A 19,234-nucleotide genomic window follows, 5' to 3' on the forward strand; every position below is an offset into this window, starting at 1 on the left:
AACCACCCTTTCTTTATATAGGCAAAAGAGGGTTTTGTCTTATAGCTTTACTACAAAGCAAAAACCCCCTTAGTTTTTAACTATAAGTATGACTTATTTACTCGATTATAGTCTATCAGCAACATATTTAGCTAAATCAGCTAATCTTGTTGAATAACCCCATTCGTTATCATACCATGAAACAACTTTAACTAATCTATTTCCCATTACCATTGTGGATAATCCATCAACTATTGAAGATCTTGCATCTCCTCTATAGTCTACAGATACTAATGGCTCTTCACTATATCCAAGAATTCCTTTCATGTCTGTTTCTGAAGCTTTTTTGAAAGCTGCATTTATTTCTTCTGCTGTAGCCTCTTTTGAAATTGTACAAACAAGATCAGTCATTGATACTGTTGGTGTTGGAACTCTTACAGCCATTCCGTTTAATTTTCCTTTTAATTGTGGAAGAACTAATGCAACTGCTTTAGCAGCTCCTGTTGTTGTTGGAATCATTGATTCAGCTGCTGCTCTTGCTCTTCTTAAATCTTTATGTGGAGCATCTAATATTTTTTGGTCATTAGTATAGGAATGAATTGTAGTCATTAGTCCTTCTACTATTCCAAATTCTTGATCTAGTACTTTAGCAAAAGGTGCTAGACAATTTGTAGTACAAGAAGCATTTGAAATTATATTGTGTTCTTCTGAATTATATTTTTCTTCATTAACACCTAAAACTATAGTAACATCTTCATTTTTAGCTGGTGCTGAAATAATTACTTTTTTAGCTCCTGCTTCTATATGTGCTTTAGCTTTTGTAGCGTCTGTAAATAAACCTGTGCATTCTAAAACTATGTCTACTCCTTCTTCTTTCCATGGAAGATTTTTAGGATCTCTTTCTGCAAATATTTTTATTTCTTTGCCATTTATAGCTATAGCATTTTCTTTAGCTTCTACTGTTCCATTGAATTTACCATATAATGAATCATATTTTAAAAGATGAGCTAAAGTTTTTGCATCAGTTAAATCATTAATCCCAACAATTTCCAATTCACTACTGTATTTTTCAATTAAAACCTTAAATACATTTCTTCCTATTCTTCCAAAACCGTTAATTGCTACCTTTACCATTTAAAAGACCTCCTTAAATTTTTAAAAGTTTTAAATTTGATGAATTATAGATATATTAATACTTAAAAGCGTTTTGCTTTTGTATGCTACTTAAATCAAAGAATATTTAATATACTCTTACTTGCACCTTCATCGGTAATCAATATACCATTTGGCTTATTTAATTGAGTGGCTATTATAGCTTCTGCTTTAGAAGCACCACCACCTATAGCTATTATATTTTTTATGTTTTCTACCTTTTCATTTTTTATTCCCATGGTAGATGTAGAGTAAACTATTTCTCCATTTTTATTAAAATAATGACCAAAAGCTTCACCTAAAGCCCCTTTTTCTAATAATTTTGCGATATTTTGTTCTGACATTCCTCTTCTTTTTGCCATTTCATCGGCTCTTCCTACGCCGTATATTAAAATATCTGCATCCTCTATTATGTTCATAACTTCTATTACATCTTTTTCTTTCATTATAATTTTAGCTGCTTCTATACCTAAATTATCTGGAACATGAAGAAGTCTATAATTCCAATTACATTTAATTGCCAAATTAGATACTAAAGTATTTGATTGAGTTTCAAGTTTTTTCCCCATACCACCTCTTGCAGGCACTATGGTTATATCTTCATAATTATTACATCTTGCTATATTATCTACAAAGCTTTTTATAGTACTTCCTCCAGTTAGGGCAACTACGTCTCCATTTTTTAATAGATCTTTAAAACAATTGGATGCAGCTTTTCCCAACTCCTTTAAAACAGAACTATCTTCTTCTATATTTCCTGGAACTATAATAACTTTTTTTAAACCTAGTCTTTCTTTTATTCTAAATTCTAGTGTAGAAAGACCTTTTATCATATATACAAATTCTTTTAATTTGCTTATTAATTCTTCTCCTAATTTAGTAATTACCATTCCAGGTGTATTTATTTCAATAAAACCTTGTTCTTTTAAAAAATTAACCTCTGTTCTTATAATTCTTTCACTTAGGTTTAAATTTCTAGAAAGTAGTCTTCTACCAACAGGTTGGCTATAGTATATATTTCTAAGTATTATATATCTTCTTTCCAAAAGCTCTATGCCCTCTGGAATAATTTTCTGTTGTAGTTTTAATAAGTCTTCCAAATTCAAGCACCCCTTTGGCCGTTTATTGTCCCGCTACTTTCTTTTTAATCCCACTTCTATTATAGAACAAAGCACAATAAATTCCAATAGTTAAATCAAATTTTTTATGAAAAATTAATTTAATTATGAAAAATCTCGCTTCAAACTTTAATATCTCTTTCTACCCATAGAAGATTTTATTCCCATTTCTTCTCTGTATTTTGCCACAGTTCTTCTGGAAATATTCACATCTTTTTTCTTTAATCTGTCTGCTATATTTTGGTCTGATAGAGGCTTTTTCTTATCCTCTTCTTCTATAAACTTTTCTATCATGTTTTTAACTGCAATATTGGATAAGCTATCCTCGTTACCTTTACTTTCAATAGCTGTGGTAAATAAATTTCTTATTTTTATAATTCCTTTATCTGTATGTATATATTTTTCTCTTATAGCTCTACTAACCGTTGATTCATGCACCTTTAATTCTTCTGCTATTTCTTTTAATGTCATTGGTTTTAAGTGCTTTTTATCTTTATCAAAATATTCTCTTTGTATTTCAATTATTTTTTCTAAAACCCTATATATAGTACTTTTCCTTTGTTCTATACTTTTTATTAGATAAGATGCACTATTTAACTTTTCCTTTACATATTCCACTGCGGCCTCATCTTCATTATTATTTATTATGTTCTTGTACAAATTGTTTATGGTAAGTTTAGGTGTTATACTTTCATTCATTAATATAACGTATTCTCGTCCTATTTTTTTAATATATGCATCTGGTACTATGTATCTTACTTCTTCTCCTGTATAAAATCCACTAGATGGCTTAGGCTGTAAGGATTTTATAAAATCTCCATACATCTGTGCTTTTTTAGGTGATATATCAAGTTTCTTTCCTATGTTAGAATACTTATTTTCTGCAATGTCTTCTAAATGATTATCTATTATATTATATATTTTTTCATCCTTTATTTCCCGCTTATTACATTGTATCCTTAAACATTCAATTAAATCTCTAGCTCCAATACCATCTGGCTCTAAATCTTGAACTATATTTAATGCTTTAATTACTAAATTAATAGATACTTTCAATTCTTTTGAAATAGATTCTATGTCTTCAGCCAAATATCCTCTTTCATCTATACCCTCAATTATGTAATTACATATACACTTAATGTATTCCTTTTCATCTAAATACATTATTTGCTCTAATAAATATTCTTTTAAAGATTTTTTACTAGATATAAAATTAAAAGGACTCACTTCTTCTTCACTATGTTGATTGTTTATATAATTATCATCTTGAAGATTTTTTATAATATTTTTATACTTTAACACTTCATCTAAATTCTCTTCCAAACTCTCTTCTTTTTTTATTTCTTCATAATTTATTTCTAAAAGAGGATTTTCTTGTAATTGTTTCTCCACAAGTTTTGTAAGTTCATAAGAAGAAAGTTGCAATATTTTTATTGATAGCTGCATTTGATGAGTCATTATTAATTTTTGTTCTTGAGATATAGATAACTCAAACCCTAAATCCACATTTTTCATCCCCTTTCTACTTTATTATAACATTTATCCAAAATGTAATGTATAAAAATCTATCATGATATAAATTATACTGGTAATTACGAGAATTTTTATAAAATTGTAATAAAATTAACAGAATACAAGAGCATTTACGAGTATTATAGAGACAAATCACCCTTATAACCTGCAACTTTCTAATTATATATAAGTTGTAGGTTGCTATATTGAGTAATTTTCCAATATAATATTTATAGGGAAAATATATCATTTAAAGTGAGTGACATCCAAAACACAGATAATAGGTAAATACGTTTCTAGATTTGTAACTTTTAATTTAAGGAGTTGGTTTCATGCGATCTATTGGATTTTTAATCAGTCCAAAGGAAAACGAAAATAGAAGAGCGTTATTGCCCGTTGATGTAGAAAAAATACAAAATAAGGAATCACTATATTTTCAAAAAGGATATGGAGAGGTATTAGGAATTAGCGATTATGAGTATTTAAAAGCAGGTGCTAATATAGCTTCAAAAGATGATATCTTAAAAAAAGATATAATATGTGATCCTAAAATAGGCGATGCAGGTTACTTAAGTAAGCTAAAAGAAAATCAAATTCTATTTGGATGGATACATGCTGTTCAAAATTTAAATATAACTAATATATTATTAAGAAATAAAGTAAAATGTATTGCATGGGAAGATATGTACGAAGAAGGTAGACATGTATTTTGGAGAAATAATGAAATAGCAGGAGAAGCTGCTATTATGCAAGCTTTCCAATGTTATGGTAAATTTCCATATGAAACAAAAGCTGCTATCCTTGGTAGAGGTAATACTGCTAAAGGAGCTTATAGAATTCTAAATGGATTAGGCTCTGAAGTAACAGTTTATGGTAGCAAACTAGAAAATTTATTTAAAATAGAAATGCATAAATATGATGTAATAATAAATGCTGTACTTTGGGATGTAAAAAGAAGAGATCATATAATAAATAAAGATGATTTAAAAAAATTAAAAAATGGAGCTTTGATAATTGACATTAGCTGTGATTCTAATAAAGCTATAGAAACAAGTATATCCACAACTATTCAAAATCCAACTTATTCTATAGATGGAATTACGCATTATGTAGTAGATCACACCCCTTCTCTATTTTTTAAAACTGCTACAAAATCAATAAGTAAAGAACTTACAAAATATATAGATATATTAGTAGAAGAAAAAGAAGATGAAAACACAGTATTGTCTGATGCAATAATTATCAGTAACGGTAATATTCTAGATGAAAAAATTACTAGATATCAAAATAGAGAAAATGTACAAACAGATATTGCATAAGTATTACACAATCTCTGTGCAACACTTTGTGCGGAGATTTATTTTCTTTAAACTAATATAAGGAGGTTTACTATGATAGAGTTTACAAATGTAAGTAAAAGTTTTAAAAACACAAGTGTTCTAGAAAATGTTACTTTTTCTGTAAAAAAGGGCGAGCTAGTAGTACTTATAGGCCCTAGTGGTTGTGGTAAAACCACCACATTAAAAATGATAAACAAGCTTATCCTACCTTCCTCTGGTAAAATAACCATTAGTGGAGAAGATCTTTCTCAAAAAGACACTATACAACTTAGAAGAAATATAGGCTATGTAATCCAACAAACTGGTCTTTTCCCTCATATGACAGTAGGAGAGAACATTGATTTAATACCCTATCTTCAAAAGTGGGATGAAAAAACTAGGCATAAAAGAACACAAGAATTACTTGAATTAGTTGGGCTAGACCCAGATAAATATATTGATAGATATCCAGAAGAATTAAGTGGTGGTCAGCAACAAAGGGTTGGCGTAGCGAGAGCTTTAGCTGTAAACCCTGATATAATTTTAATGGATGAACCATTTAGTGCTTTAGACCCCATAACTAGAAATTCACTTCAAGATGAAGTATTTAAACTTCAACAAAAACTTCAAAAAACTATCGTATTCGTAACTCATGATATGGATGAAGCCTTAAAACTTGGAGATAAAGTTTGTATCATGAAAGACGGTCATATAATGCAATTTGATGAACCACAAACCATACTAAGAAATCCAGCTAATGAATTTGTTGCTAATTTTATAGGTAAGAATAGATTGTGGAGCAATCCAGAACTAATTACTGCTGAAGATATAATGATTAAAAACCCTATAAAAACCTTTGGTGAAAGAACTATAGTTCAATCTGTAAATATAATGAAACAAAACCATGTAGATAGTATTTTAGTAGTAGATAAAGATAATATATTAAAAGGAATTGTAACTTTAAAACATTTAGATTTAGATAATGTAAATGGAAAAAAACTTAAAGATGTAATGGCTTCTGACTTAAAATATGTAGAATTAGAAGATTCTATTATGGACGTAATAAAAGTTATGAAAGAAAATAGTATATCTTATATACCTGTGGTTGATAAAGACAAAAAACTTAAGGGATTAATTACTCAAAGCAGTCTAATAACTACATTTTCTAAAATCTCTTAATGTAAAGGAGGACTTAATATGGTTTTTTTTAAGTTTGTTATGGAAAGATATTCTGAAATACTTAGTTTAACAGGGAAACACTTACAATTAACAGCCATAGCAGTATTATTAGCAATATTTATAGGAGTTCCTATTGGAATACTAATATCTAGATATAAAAAAGCAGCCCCTTATGTTATAGGGATAGCTAACATAGTACAAGCAGTGCCAAGCCTTGCCCTATTGGGTTTTTTAATTCCCATAATAGGAATTGGTGAAATGCCTTCTATTTTGATGGTATTCTTATATTCTCTTCTTCCTATTATTAAAAATACATATACTAGTCTTGAAAATATATCCCCTGACATTAAAGAAGCAGGTAAAGCTATGGGAATGACTAACTATCAATTACTTACCATGGTAGAGCTTCCACTAGCTTTTCCAATAATAATGGCTGGTGTTAGAATTTCTTCTGTTACAGCTGTAGGTCTTATGACTATTGCAGCATATGTTGGTGCTGGTGGTCTTGGTGATCTTATATTTGCAGGTATACAAAGCCTAAATTCTTCCATGATTTTATCTGGTGCAATTCCTGCTTGTATAATGGCATTACTTTTAGATTTTATTATAGGGAAGATAGAGAAAAAAGCTTCAGAAAAGAAATCTAAAAACAGAAAAAAAACAAGAAGAAATAGGATTATCGCTTTATCTACCTGTATAATATTAATAATTAGCTTTGGTATATTTAACTATAGAAAGAAAGCCAATACCATAGTTATTGGTTCTAAGGACTACGTAGAACAGGAAGTTTTAGGTAATTTAATGGCTGAAATGTTAAAAAATCATACAGATTTAAATGTAGAAACAAAGTTTCAATTAGGTGGCTCATCAGTAGTTGTAGAAGCCATTAAAAAGGGTGATATAGATATTTATCCTGAATATACTGGTGTTGGTCTAATGTACGTTTTAAAGCTTCCTCATGATAGTGACACCGACAGGGTGTATAATACAGTAAAAAAAGGCTTTAAAGATGAAATGAATCTGGAATTTCTAAAACCTTTTGGATATAATAATACCTACGCTGTAGCAGTTAGAAAAGATACTGCACAAGAATATGATTTAAAAAAGGTGTCTGACATAGCCAACGTTTCTAATAACTTAAAATCTGGATTTACTGTATCTTTTGTGGATAGACAAGATGGATTACTTGGATTAGAAAAAACCTATGGCTTAAAATTTAAAGAAGTTTTAAAAATGGATTCTGGAGTGAGATACAGTTCTTTAATAAATAAACAAACAGATGTAACAGATGCATTTACCACAGATGGTATGTTAAAATCTTTAGATTTAGTGTTACTTGAAGACGATAAAGGTGTATTCCCACCTTATTATGCTGCACCTGTCATAAAATCAGAAACTCTGGAAAAGTATCCTGAAATTGAAGAAATTTTAAACAGACTAGCAGATAAAATTTCTGAAAAAGATATGATAGAAATGAATTATAATGTAGATGAATTAGGAATGACTGCACAACAATCTGCTATAAACTTCTTAAGGAAAAAAGGGTTAATAGATTAAATAATATGAAAAGACTATCCGTTAAATTTATTGGATAGTCTTTTTTATATGAAATTAAATAAATTATCTCATTTATCGTTGTCCTTTTTGATAAGGAACTCCATCTGCCGCCGGAGCTTGAGTTTTTCCTACAAAACCTGCTAATGCAAACATAGTTATTATATAAGGAAAAGCTGCATAAAACTCTCCTGGTATTGCCCATCCAAAACCTTTAGCAAATAGTTGGAAGGTTTCTGCAAAGGCAAAAAGCATAGATGCCCACATAGCATTTACAGGCTTCCAATTACCAAAAATCATGGCTGCAAGGGCTATGAACCCTCTACCACTAACCATGTTTTCCCTATATAGATTCATTATACCTATAGAAAGAGTAGCTCCTCCTAATGCTCCTAAAACTCCGGATAATATTACACATAGGTATCTTATACCATAAACGCTTATTCCTAAAGTGTCAGCGGCTTTTGGATGCTCACCAACGGATCTTATTCTAAGTCCCAATGGTGTTTTATATAATACAAAATGTGAAATAATTACTAAAGCTATAGCTATAAATACAAACCAATTTAATTCCTTTAAAATTCCACCTATTACCGGCACTTTACCCATAGCCTCTGTTGGATATGGTAGTGATTTTACAACACTTGTTTGAGAATTTGTTTTAAAGAATTTAACTATTAAATAACTAGTTAAAGCTGCTGCAAAAACGTTTATACCTACACCTGAAACTATTTGATCTGCTTTTAAATGTATACTTAAGTAAGCATGAATAGCTGCCATAATAGCTCCTGAAATTATTGCAAATAAAATTCCCATCCAAGGGTTTCCAGTTACATGTGAGCCATATACGGCAAAAAATGCTCCTGTAGTCATTATTCCTTCAAGGGCAATATTTACAACTCCTGATTTCTCAGAAAATACTCCCCCAAGTGCTGCAAATATTAAAGGAGTTGCTAACCTAAGGGTAGCAGATATAAGCATTACTATACTACTCATTTAACAATGCCCCCTTTTTCTTTCTTTCTGATATAAGTCTAAATACATATTCTCCAGCTATGAATAAAATTATTATACCTTGAATTAAATTTACTATAGTTTTTGGTATCCCATATAGCATTAAAGTACCAGAACTATAATTTAAAGCTGCAAATAAAATAGCTGAGAAAATTATACCTATTGGATTACTTTTTGCTACAAGAGCAACTGCTATACCGTCAAATCCAAAGTTAGGAAAAGAAAATAATTGCATAGATTGATGTTGAACTCCCATAGTATGTACAGCACCACCAATACCTGCTACTATTCCAGATATAACCATGGCAAGTATTATATTTTTCTTTATATTAATTCCACCATATTCTGCAGAAGTAGGACTTAATCCAACAGCTCTTATTTCATACCCAGTAGTAGTTTTCCAAAATAATATATAAACTAATACTGCAAATATAATACCTATAAATAATCCAATATTTAATCTATTATTTTCTCCTAAAAATCTATATAATTCAGCAGAAGGTTGAATTGAGTTTGTACTTGCTGAACCTTGTTTATGAAAAGGTCCCATAGTAAAATAATTGGATAAATGCATGGCTATAAAATTCATCATTATTGTATTTACAACCTCATTTGTTCCCATTTTTGCCTTTAAATATCCAGGTATTCCTGCCCAAATAGCTCCTCCTAATATACCACTAGCCAGTATAAGAATTTGGTGTATTGGTGCTGGTATTCCAGGTATTAATCCTACAAGTGCGGCAGTAATCATACCTATTATAAACTGCCCTTCTACTCCTATATTAAAAAGTCCTGTTTTAAAAGCTATAGCATGTGCAAGTCCTGTAAATATAAGCGGTGTTGCAAATACCATAGTTTCAATAAAGTTTGACTTTGTTCCAAAACTTCCCTTCCATATGGACTTAAAAAGTAAAGAAGCAGCTTCCCCAAAGGAGAATGACTTAGCCCACATTACGAAAAATACAGATATAAATAAAGCTAATACTATAGAAATAATTGATATTGAAAAACTTTTAATTATGTCTGAATTTAGCTTAAATTTATTTGAAGCGTCCTTACTCAAGTTTTGCCCCTCCTTCTTTTTCTTTTTTTAAAGTTCCTCCTGCCATAAGAATTCCAAGTTTTTGTTCTGTGGCATCCTTTGCATCCAATACATCTACAATTTCACCTTCATACATTACTGCAATTCTATCAGATAAAGACATTACTTCATCTAACTCTAAGGATACCAATAAAACTCCTCTTCCTCTATCTCTTTCTCCAACTAATCTTTTGTGGATATACTCTATAGCCCCTACATCCAATCCTCTAGTAGGCTGAACTGCAATTATCATTGCAGGATCTTTTTCTATTTCTCTTGCTACTATGAGCTTTTGTTGGTTACCACCAGATAGTGATGATGCAACTACATCCTCATTAGGAGTTCTTACATCAAAGTTTTCTATAAGTTTTTTGGAATGTTCTCTTATTTTATCATAATCCATAATAATACCTTTAGCAAAAGGAGCTTTATCATGAATACCTAAAACAGAATTTTCTACTAAAGAGTATCCAAGAACCAACCCTCTTTTATGTCTATCTTCTGGTACATGGGCTATACCTAATTCTGTTATTTCTTTAGTAGTTTTTCCTGTTATATTTTCGCCTTTTAAATATATATTTCCTTCTGTAGATTTTCTCAAGCCAACTATAGTTTCGATTAACTCTGTTTGACCATTTCCATCTACTCCTGCAATACCTAGTATCTCCCCTTCTCTTAATTCCAAATTTACTCCTTTAAGAGCAGGTAATCCTCTTTGATCTTTAGCTTTTAGATTTTCTATTTTTAATATAGATTCTCCTAACTTAGTTTCTTCTTTTTCTATTACTAAATTTACCTTTCTTCCTACCATAAGTTCTGCTAAACCGTCTATGTCGGTATCTTTAGTTTTTACTGTATCTATGTATTTTCCTCTTCTTATTACTGTAACCCTGTCACTCATACTCATAACTTCTTTTAATTTATGAGTTATTAAGATTATAGATTTTCCTTCTTTTACTAAGTTTTTAAGTATCTTTCCTAACTCCTCTATTTCTTGAGGTGTTAATACTGCTGTTGGCTCATCTAATATTAGTATTTCTGCTCCTCTATAAAGAGCTTTTAATATTTCAACCTTTTGTTGTTGACCTACAGTTATATCTTCTACAATATCATCAGGACTTATATTAAATCCATATTTATCTGCTAATTCCTTAGTTTCTTTTTTAGCCTTTTCTATGTCTATTTTTAGGCTTCCTTTTTTAGGTTCTTGACCTAAAATCATATTTTCCGCCACTGTAAAATTATGAACCAACATAAAATGTTGATGAACCATTCCAACCCCTAATTTTATTGCATCTTTAGGATTTTTAAGGTTTGCTTTCTGTCCTTTTATATATATTTCTCCACCTTCAGGTTGATATAATCCATAAAGTATATTCATAAGAGTGGTTTTACCTGCACCATTTTCTCCTAAAAGAACATGAATTTCTCCTTTTTTAAGTTCAAAATCTACATCTTCATTAGCTATGGTTCCAGGAAAAACCTTTGTTATTCCCTTCATTTCAACAACTTTTTCCATTTTGGGCCTCCTTCCTATTGATTAAAAAAGCTAGATGCAAAAGCACCTAGCTTTCTCTCTTAAATTTAAATTTCTGGAGCTTTAAACTGTAAAAGTTCTTTTCTTGTTCCTGGAACTTTAAATTTATCTGCTTTTATAGCTGCTTTGTATTTTTCTGATAGTTCATCTGCTTCCTTAGTAAGATCTGGATGTTTTGTTGGTGCTATTCCAACTCTATCTTCTTTTATTCCAAGAACTTTATGCTTTCCACCTTCAAACTTGTCTTCTTGAATACTCTTTATAGTATCTATAACAGCTTCTCCTACTTGTTTTTCCATAGAGATAAGTATTATATCCTTATATTCTGGTAATGCTGCTGCTTGGTCAGAGTCAACCCCTATAGCCCATTTATTCATTTCCTTTGCAGCTTTAAATACTCCAAGCCCTACTCCTCCTGCTGCGTGGAATACTATATCACAACCTGAATTATAAAGCATTTTAGCAGCTTCTGTTCCTTTTTGTTGATCTTCAAAGGAATCTACATATTTTACATTTTTACCAGGAGTTTTTTCATTAACTGGTTTTAATAATTTTCCTGCTTCTGGATTAACTGACATAACCCCAGCTGCAAATCCTGTTTCAAATCTATTTATAACTTCACTTTCTTTTCCACCTACGAAACCAACTTTATTAGTTTTTGTCATCTTACCTGCTATAACTCCAGCTAAGAAAGATCCTTCTTCTTCTTTAAAAGTTATTGATAGGGTATTTGGTGTTTTAACTTCCTGGTCAACGATTAAAAATTTCTTATCTTTTATTTCTTTGGATACGTTTTCCATAGCTTTAACCATCATGAATCCACAACCTACGGTTAAATCAGCTTCACCTGCCATAATTTTTAAATTTGGTTGGTATTGTTCTTGTTGTTTTGATTCTATGGCATTTATTTGTGTTATTCCTAGTTCTTTTTCTGCCTTAGAAATTCCTTCATGAGCTGATTGGTTAAAGGAACCATCATTTACTCCTCCTTGGTCTGTTACAAGACCAACTTTTAATTGCTCTTTTCCTGCTTCAGCAGATTTCTTTTCTGCTCCACCACAACCGGCAAATAATGACACAGTCATTATTGCTGCTGATAGAAGTGCTACAACTTTTTTCTTATTCATTTAATTATTCCTCCCTATGTTTAAATTTAAATTATAATTTCTACTAGTAATATAATATTTCTACATAATAATGGTATTTCCTTCTTATTTTACATTAATAATTTTCTATAAAAAATATTCCACAAGCCCTTTTACCAGAATGTACACCTACAACACATCCAACTTCACACTCCATAAATTCTATTGACTTTTCTTGTAAATGTTCTTCTAATGGAATTCTTATATCTTCATTTTCTATATGTAAAAGTATGCATGGTTCATCTTTTTTTATACCTACTTGTCCTATGTAATCTAGAACATATCTTATAGCTTTCTTATTTCCTCTAACTTTATCTATAACTGCCATTTCTCCATTTTCAACTGTTAGTATTGGTCTTATACCAAGAATATTTCCTACAACTCCTGCTGTTTTTGAAAGCCTTCCTCCTTTGACTAGGTTAGTTAGTTCTTCGAATACAAGTCCACTTTTTATATGAGGAATAGTCCTTCTTACTTCTTTTACAATCTCTTCTAAGTTATATTCCTCATCTCTAAGTCTAGCTGCTTTTATAACCAGCAATCCTAAACCTGAGGTTACATTTTGAGAATCTATTATTTCTATGGTTTCATTTGCTTCTAAAATTTCCTTTGCTAAACAAGCTGACTGATATGTACCACTCATTTTAGATGATAAATGGAGTGAAATTATTTTGTATCCTTCTTGTAAATATTTCTTATAACACTCTATAAATCTTTGAGGAGTTATTTGTGCTGTTCCTGGGAATTCTTCAGAACTTTCCATTTTTCTTAAGAGTTCTGATGTATTTATATCTATACCATCTTTATAACTTTCCTCACCGAAGGTTACTAATAAAGGAATAACTTCTATATCATATTTATCTATTATTTCTTTTGATAAATCTGCCGTACTGTCTGTTATTATTTTAATTTTATTCATAAACTGAAACCCCCTCTATTTCATGTTGGGGAAGTTCATTTGCCTTAATGCTTCATAAGTTACTATAGCTACAGTATTGGATAAATTTAAGGATCTAGTACTACTTTTTATCATAGGTACTTTTATACATGTATCCCTATTATCCTCTCTTACATAATCTGGCAACCCTGAAGTTTCCCTTCCAAAAACTATAAAATCCCCTTCTTCAAATTCTACATCACTATAAGTTTTAGTACTATGAGTGGTAGAAAAATAAAATTTACCATCTTTATATTTTTTTCTTAAATCTTCATAAGATTCATGTATTTCCAATGATAATTGAGACCAGTAATCCAATCCTGCCCTCTTTAAATGCTTTTCATCTAAACTAAAACCTAATGGCTTTATTAAATGAAGCTTAGAATCTGTTAAAACACAAGTTCTTGCTATATTACCTGTATTTTGTGGAATTTCTGGTTGGAACAAAACTATATTTAAATTCAAGATATTCTCCCCCTTATACATAAGGAATTAAAATTTACATAACATATCTTACTCTATTCTTCAAAAATAGTAAAGTTTTATATTATAAATTTTTCTATAGCTTTTGCTACACCATCTTCGTTATTTGTATCTGTAATATAGTCTGCATATTCTTTTATACATTCTGCTGCATTTCCCATAGCTACTCCTAAGCCTGCAAATTTTATCATAGATAAGTCATTTTCACTATCTCCTATACACATTACCTTTTCCTTCTTTATTCCTAACATATCTGCTAAAATATTAACAGCATTTCCCTTTGATATACCCTTACTCATAACTTCAAAATTATTATTATGAGAACTCACTACCTCTATTCCTTCTTCTCTTGCAACTATTTCTTTAACTTCTTTTATTTTATTTATATCCTCGTCTACGATTATAGCCTTTAATATTTCATGCTCATATGTTTTGAGTGCATTTTCCCAAGTATCTACTAATTCTATATCCACTTTATTATTTTTTGATAATACTTCATTCATTTTAGAATAAACTTTCTTTGAAAACTCTAAACTTTCTGTAAGAATTTTATTATGCGTATTAAAGTGTGGACGTAGTTTATATTCCTTTAATATATTTATAATTTTTATAGTCTTTTCATATTCCATAGTTTTTTCATATATTATCTTATCCTCACTGCTGTTTTTAATATATGCTCCATTTGAAGCTATAACTGGTGATTTCACTCCTATCAATTCAGCATAGTAATTTGCTGAAGGAAATATTCTTCCTGTACTTATAGCTACATGAACACCTTTCTTAGTTGCAGCTTTTATAGCATTTATATTTCTTTGACTTAACTTTTTATCGTCTCTTAATAATGTCCCATCTATATCAATACATATTAATTTATATGACAATTAAAAACATCCTCTCTTATTTATATATATATTTTATTATACCAAAAAGTTGTATTTTCTTTTTAAATATAATGTTAACTTATTCCTTTAAATAATTTATAATACCTTTGGCAATGTTTACGCCTGTTATTTTCAATACTTTCTCATTATTTAGTTTTTTTCTATCTTCCACATTAGTTATAAAACCACACTCTACTAAAGCACAAGGTACATTACTCCATCTTAAGATGGCTATATTTTGCTTTCTTATACCTCCATCTCTCCATGTTTCTCCACTTGAAACTTCCTTTTGAATTGTATTTGCAAGTTTTATTCTTTCTTCTTTTTGAAATTCTTCTGAATCATAATAGTACGTAATAATCCCATTATAAGAGCTATCTTTATTTGAATTTACATGGATGGATGTAAGAATATCTGGATTTAAACCATTTGAATAATTGCTTATTTCTCTAAGATATAAAAACTTATCTTCTTCTCTAGTCATAAAAACCTGTACCCCTTGCTTTTCTAGATACTCTTTAGTATAGAAAGCTATTTTTAAATTAATGTCTTTTTCATATAAATCTCCAAAGCTTGTCCCTTTATCCATTCCACCATGACCTGGATCTAATACAACTTTTTTATTTTTTAATGATATATTACTTAAAGTTACTATTTTATTAGAGTTTTCTTTTGCAAAATTTTTGTTATATTTACCCTCATAACTTAAAATCAGCACCATACACATAAATATAAAAATACATGAACTCAAAAACTTCTCTCTATCTTTTATTCTCATAAACACCTACCCCATTTTATTCTAATTTTATATATAAATTATAACCCTCATTTCCATTTTTTTCAATAAGTGTAGGTATTTATTTTATACCCTAAAATACTTGTATAAATAATATTTAACTTTCCCCATTCTTTCTTTAATAATATCTTCTACAAAAATGTATATTTCTCTTTTCTCATTAAAATTTAATTGTTGTTCCTCTACTTCCCCATAAAATTCAATACATGAAGCATTTGTAAGTATTTTCAGTTTATCTTTTAATCCTTCTTCTTCTAATTTTTCTAGAAACTCATACTCACCATTACTTTTTTTATAAATACCTATAGTTTCTAATCTCTTTAAAATATACTCATATAAAAAAATAGATTTCTTACTTTTTAATATCTTATCTACTTTTTTTAATTCTATAAGTGTTTTTATAACCATTAGTATTATTAAAAATATACCTATTAATACAAATATGTATTTTTTATAGTTTATACTATCTGGCTTTTTATTCTCTTTCACTTCTTTTTTAATATTTTCCTTAAACTTTTCTTCCTGATTTTTATATTCCATATTAAAACTTTCTTTATTTTCTTCTTTACTTTTCATTATTTCATTCACTAATTCTGGTGCCTCTGGTACTGTATCTATAATAGTCCATGTATCACTATAGGGGGAGATTAGAATTTCTGTCCAAGCATGTGCACTTCTATTATAAACTACATATCTTCCTTTATCATCCTTATTGTATCCCATATTAAATCCTTCTACATATCTTGCAGGTATTCCTATTATTCTAAACATTATAGTAGCTGAAGTAGCAAAGTATGTACAATAACCCTTCTTTTCATTAAATAAAAAATGGTCCACAAAATCTTCCCCTGCTGGAATATTCCCTACATCTAAAGAGTATTCATAGTTCTTATTTAAATATTCATATATTTTAAAAACCTTTTCTCCTAATGTTGGAGCATCCTTTGTTATATCTTTTGTTAGATCATATACTCTCTTAGGTATATTTTCTGGCAATTGAAGATAGTTTTCATATTGATAAGCTTTAGAAGGATATAAACTTTTAGTCCTTTTATATTCAAAGTTTAACATATTTTTAAAAAAATCTTCTTTTTCTTTTATATTATTAGATACCACAGAATATTTGTAGTTATCATCATAAAATTGAATGTTATATTCCTCTAGAGCATTATTACCTGTTATAAAGTTTTTATCTCTATTAAAATAAATCCTATTGTTCCACCTTATGTCATAGGTATTCATGGGTACAAATAGTGTTGATGTGGATATATTAGTTGGTATTATACTTATGCTATTTTTATTTCCTTCTCCTCTTATAGAGAAAAAAGAATTACTCTTAGGTTGTAGTTCTTCTTTATACTTATCTAATCTTTTAAAAGTATCTTCACTGATTTTCCAAGATGAACCATCATAATAATCTCTTGTTGTACCTCTTAAATAATATGGTTTATCAGATTTTACTTTAAATGCCTCATTATTATCTATATCTATAGGTCCTCCTAGTTTCTTTTCTGTATCACTATATCCAGATTTATTTAAAGAGTAACCTCTATTTGTGTTTTTAGTATTTTGTAAAACCTTATCTACTATCTTTTTCCTTAAATCTTTATTGATTATATTAGAATCATTAGAAATGTGTTTTGTTAAAAAAGGTATTGTTATACTTAGAAATAATATATAAAATAGAGTAACATATTTACTCATGTTTAATTTTATACTTTCTTTATGAACTCTATTTTTTATATCTAAATTTTGATTTATAAGATAAGTAAATATGCTTAAAAATAATAAATATGGTGTTATATTTTTTACTATTTCTTTATATCCATAGTGCCAACAAAACCCAATCCACAAAATAGAAAAAGCTATAATAAAATTTTTAAAATAATTGCCTATGAATAAAATAATTATTGTAATTAAAGGTATACTAATTGATAGAATGTCCTTATATTGATAAAAGTAAGTATTATTTCCTTCATATATATCTGTATTTAAAATTTTTATGTATTCTATATTTTTATATATTGTCATAAGTATATATTTTTCATTATTGTGTATCCATATATATAATGCTGCCATTAAAAAGGGTAATATTAATATTTTATAAAAGTTTTTTTTTGATAAAAGTACATTTATTACATATATAAAAGCCCCTATTAAAAAAACCTGGGTAAAAAATATATAAGAAAATCCTTCTATATTAAAGCATTGTTTCATAACTATCATAGAAAATAATAAATTTACATATGTAATACAAATATCTATCAATGCTTTTTTAAAATTTTCCATAACATAACACATATCCCTTCTCTAATGTGAACTACCCCTCACTTACTCCGTTGAAGTGAGGGCTTCGTGGTCAATACTACTACTGTAGCAAGTTTACCCACGCTCAAAAGGTTGAACCAACCTCGCTTATTACCAAAATTATATAGCTAATTTCAGTAGATTTTTACTTGCATTTATATCCCTGTCATGGTGTACTCCACAATTAGGACATATCCATTCTCTAAGAGCTAGATTTTTTACATCTTCATTTTTATATCCGCATTCAGAACATAACTGACTACTAGCATAATTGAAAGGTGCTATAATTATCTTTCTACCATACCAACTAGCTTTATATTCTAACATCCGTCTAAATTCTGACCAACTAGCTTCACTTATAGCTTTAGCTAGCTTATGATTTTGTTGCATATTCTTAACTTTCAAGTCCTCAATGACTATAGATTGGTTTTCTCTAATCAGTTTAATTGATAACTTATTTAAGAAATCTGCTCTTTGATTAGCTATTTTCTCATGTAGTTTAGCAACTTTTAACCTTGCTTTTTTTCTATTATTACTACCTTTTTTCTTTCTTGATAAATCCTTTTGTAATTTTCTTAATCTCTTTTCAGATCTTCTTAGCCACTTTGGATTACTAAAAAATTCTCCATCACTTGTTATAGCAAATTCTTTTATTCCTAAGTCTATACCTATTTTTTTATCAATTTTAGGTAATATAAAATTTTCAGTATCTACTAAAATGGATACATAATATTTATTTGTAGGAGTTTTAGATATCGTACAGGATTTAATTTTACCTGTAAATTGTCTATGTTGTTTTACTTTAATCTTAGATTTTAATTTAGGAACTTTTATATATCCATTTTCTAAGGATACAGTACCATTCTGATTATTTGTTGTATAGCTATTAGCACTAGTTTTCTTCTTAAATTTAGGAAACCCAACAGATTTATCTCTGAAAAAGTTTTTATATGCTTTATCTAAATTTAGTTGTGCATTAGCTAAAGCTAAACTATCAACCTCTTTAAGCCATTCAAACTCTTTTTTATATTGTGCTGGTGTAGGATATTTAATTTGCTTAATGTCTAAATCTTTATTTTCCTTATAGGATTCAATTCTATCAGCCAACATCTTATTATAGATAAATCTAGTGCAACCAAAAGTTTTAGCTAAATATAATTTTTATTCTTTATTTGGATAAATCCTATATTTATAAGCTTTTAACATATCCTCACATCATTTCATTCCTTGATTTTCTATA

15 protein-coding genes and 1 pseudogene are annotated in these 19,234 nt (G+C 29.0%); 3 read left to right on the plus strand and 13 right to left on the minus strand.

The genetic code is table 11. From position 1 onward, the window contains the following. Positions 1-105: 105 nt before the first annotated feature. The 3 genes from gap to rpoN all read right to left on the minus strand — a co-directional run bounded on the left by gap (position 106) and on the right by rpoN (position 3,755). Positions 106-1,113 (minus strand): type I glyceraldehyde-3-phosphate dehydrogenase, encoded by a 1,008-nt coding sequence (gene gap, locus B5D21_RS09980; protein ID WP_011098686.1) that lies wholly within the window; start codon positions 1,111-1,113, stop codon positions 106-108. A gap of 95 nt (positions 1,114-1,208) precedes the next feature. Then, positions 1,209-2,231 (minus strand): sugar-binding transcriptional regulator, encoded by a 1,023-nt coding sequence (locus B5D21_RS09985; RefSeq protein WP_035124497.1) that lies wholly within the window; start codon positions 2,229-2,231, stop codon positions 1,209-1,211. 147 nt (positions 2,232-2,378) lie between these two features. Then, positions 2,379-3,755 carry an RNA polymerase factor sigma-54 gene (rpoN, locus tag B5D21_RS09990; RefSeq protein WP_035111016.1) on the minus strand — a complete coding sequence of 459 codons (1,377 nt, stop codon included), beginning with the start codon at positions 3,753-3,755 and terminating at the stop codon, positions 2,379-2,381. A gap of 338 nt (positions 3,756-4,093) precedes the next feature. Here rpoN and B5D21_RS09995 point away from each other — a divergent pair, with 338 nt between their 5' ends. The 3 genes from B5D21_RS09995 to B5D21_RS10005 all read left to right on the plus strand — a co-directional run bounded on the left by B5D21_RS09995 (position 4,094) and on the right by B5D21_RS10005 (position 7,816). Then, positions 4,094-5,080, plus strand: a complete 987-nt coding sequence (locus tag B5D21_RS09995; protein ID WP_011098683.1) for a N(5)-(carboxyethyl)ornithine synthase — start codon at positions 4,094-4,096, stop codon at positions 5,078-5,080. Between the two features lie 72 nt (positions 5,081-5,152). Further along, positions 5,153-6,259: an ABC transporter ATP-binding protein gene (locus B5D21_RS10000; RefSeq protein WP_011098682.1), complete on the plus strand. Its 1,107-nt coding sequence runs from the start codon at positions 5,153-5,155 to the stop codon at positions 6,257-6,259. A gap of 18 nt (positions 6,260-6,277) precedes the next feature. After that, positions 6,278-7,816, plus strand: a complete 1,539-nt coding sequence (locus B5D21_RS10005; protein WP_011098681.1) for an ABC transporter permease/substrate-binding protein — start codon at positions 6,278-6,280, stop codon at positions 7,814-7,816. Positions 7,817-7,888: 72 nt separating this feature from the next. Here B5D21_RS10005 and B5D21_RS10010 read toward each other — a convergent pair whose 3' ends face one another. The 10 genes and pseudogenes from B5D21_RS10010 to tnpB form a co-directional block, all read right to left on the minus strand. Beyond that, positions 7,889-8,809, minus strand: a complete 921-nt coding sequence (locus B5D21_RS10010; RefSeq protein ID WP_011098680.1) for an ABC transporter permease — start codon at positions 8,807-8,809, stop codon at positions 7,889-7,891. Next, complete coding sequence (locus B5D21_RS10015; RefSeq protein ID WP_011098679.1) at positions 8,802-9,890, minus strand: ABC transporter permease; 1,089 nt, start codon at positions 9,888-9,890, stop codon at positions 8,802-8,804. Before B5D21_RS10015 ends, B5D21_RS10010 begins: the two co-directional genes overlap by 8 nt. Then, positions 9,883-11,427 carry an ABC transporter ATP-binding protein gene (locus B5D21_RS10020; protein ID WP_011098678.1) on the minus strand — a complete coding sequence of 515 codons (1,545 nt, stop codon included), beginning with the start codon at positions 11,425-11,427 and terminating at the stop codon, positions 9,883-9,885. Before B5D21_RS10020 ends, B5D21_RS10015 begins: the two co-directional genes overlap by 8 nt. Positions 11,428-11,492: 65 nt before the next feature. After that, complete coding sequence (locus B5D21_RS10025; RefSeq protein WP_011098677.1) at positions 11,493-12,572, minus strand: BMP family lipoprotein; 1,080 nt, start codon at positions 12,570-12,572, stop codon at positions 11,493-11,495. A 94-nt stretch (positions 12,573-12,666) separates the two neighbouring features. After that, positions 12,667-13,509 carry a DegV family protein gene (locus B5D21_RS10030; protein WP_011098676.1) on the minus strand — a complete coding sequence of 281 codons (843 nt, stop codon included), beginning with the start codon at positions 13,507-13,509 and terminating at the stop codon, positions 12,667-12,669. A gap of 15 nt (positions 13,510-13,524) precedes the next feature. Then, the gene (gene trmL / locus B5D21_RS10035) at positions 13,525-13,992 is read right to left on the minus strand and encodes a tRNA (uridine(34)/cytosine(34)/5-carboxymethylaminomethyluridine(34)-2'-O)-methyltransferase TrmL (protein WP_078688102.1); all 468 of its coding nucleotides are present in this window, start codon (positions 13,990-13,992) and stop codon (positions 13,525-13,527) included. Between the two features lie 77 nt (positions 13,993-14,069). Beyond that, on the minus strand, positions 14,070-14,891 hold the full coding sequence (locus B5D21_RS10040) for a Cof-type HAD-IIB family hydrolase (protein ID WP_011098674.1): 822 nt from the start codon (positions 14,889-14,891) through the stop codon (positions 14,070-14,072). Positions 14,892-14,970: 79 nt separating this feature from the next. Continuing rightward, positions 14,971-15,669 (minus strand): N-acetylmuramoyl-L-alanine amidase family protein, encoded by a 699-nt coding sequence (locus B5D21_RS10045; protein ID WP_035111013.1) that lies wholly within the window; start codon positions 15,667-15,669, stop codon positions 14,971-14,973. A gap of 84 nt (positions 15,670-15,753) precedes the next feature. Continuing rightward, positions 15,754-17,976, minus strand: coding sequence for a transglutaminase domain-containing protein (locus B5D21_RS10050; protein WP_035111011.1), 2,223 nt, complete (start codon positions 17,974-17,976; stop codon positions 15,754-15,756). Between the two features lie 138 nt (positions 17,977-18,114). Then, positions 18,115-19,200 (minus strand): annotated as a pseudogene (gene tnpB, locus B5D21_RS10055) (IS200/IS605 family element RNA-guided endonuclease TnpB). Positions 19,201-19,234 lie beyond the last annotated feature (34 nt).

Source organism: Clostridium tetani, assembly GCF_900167265.1.
Lineage (GTDB): Bacteria > Bacillota > Clostridia > Clostridiales > Clostridiaceae > Clostridium_G > Clostridium_G tetani.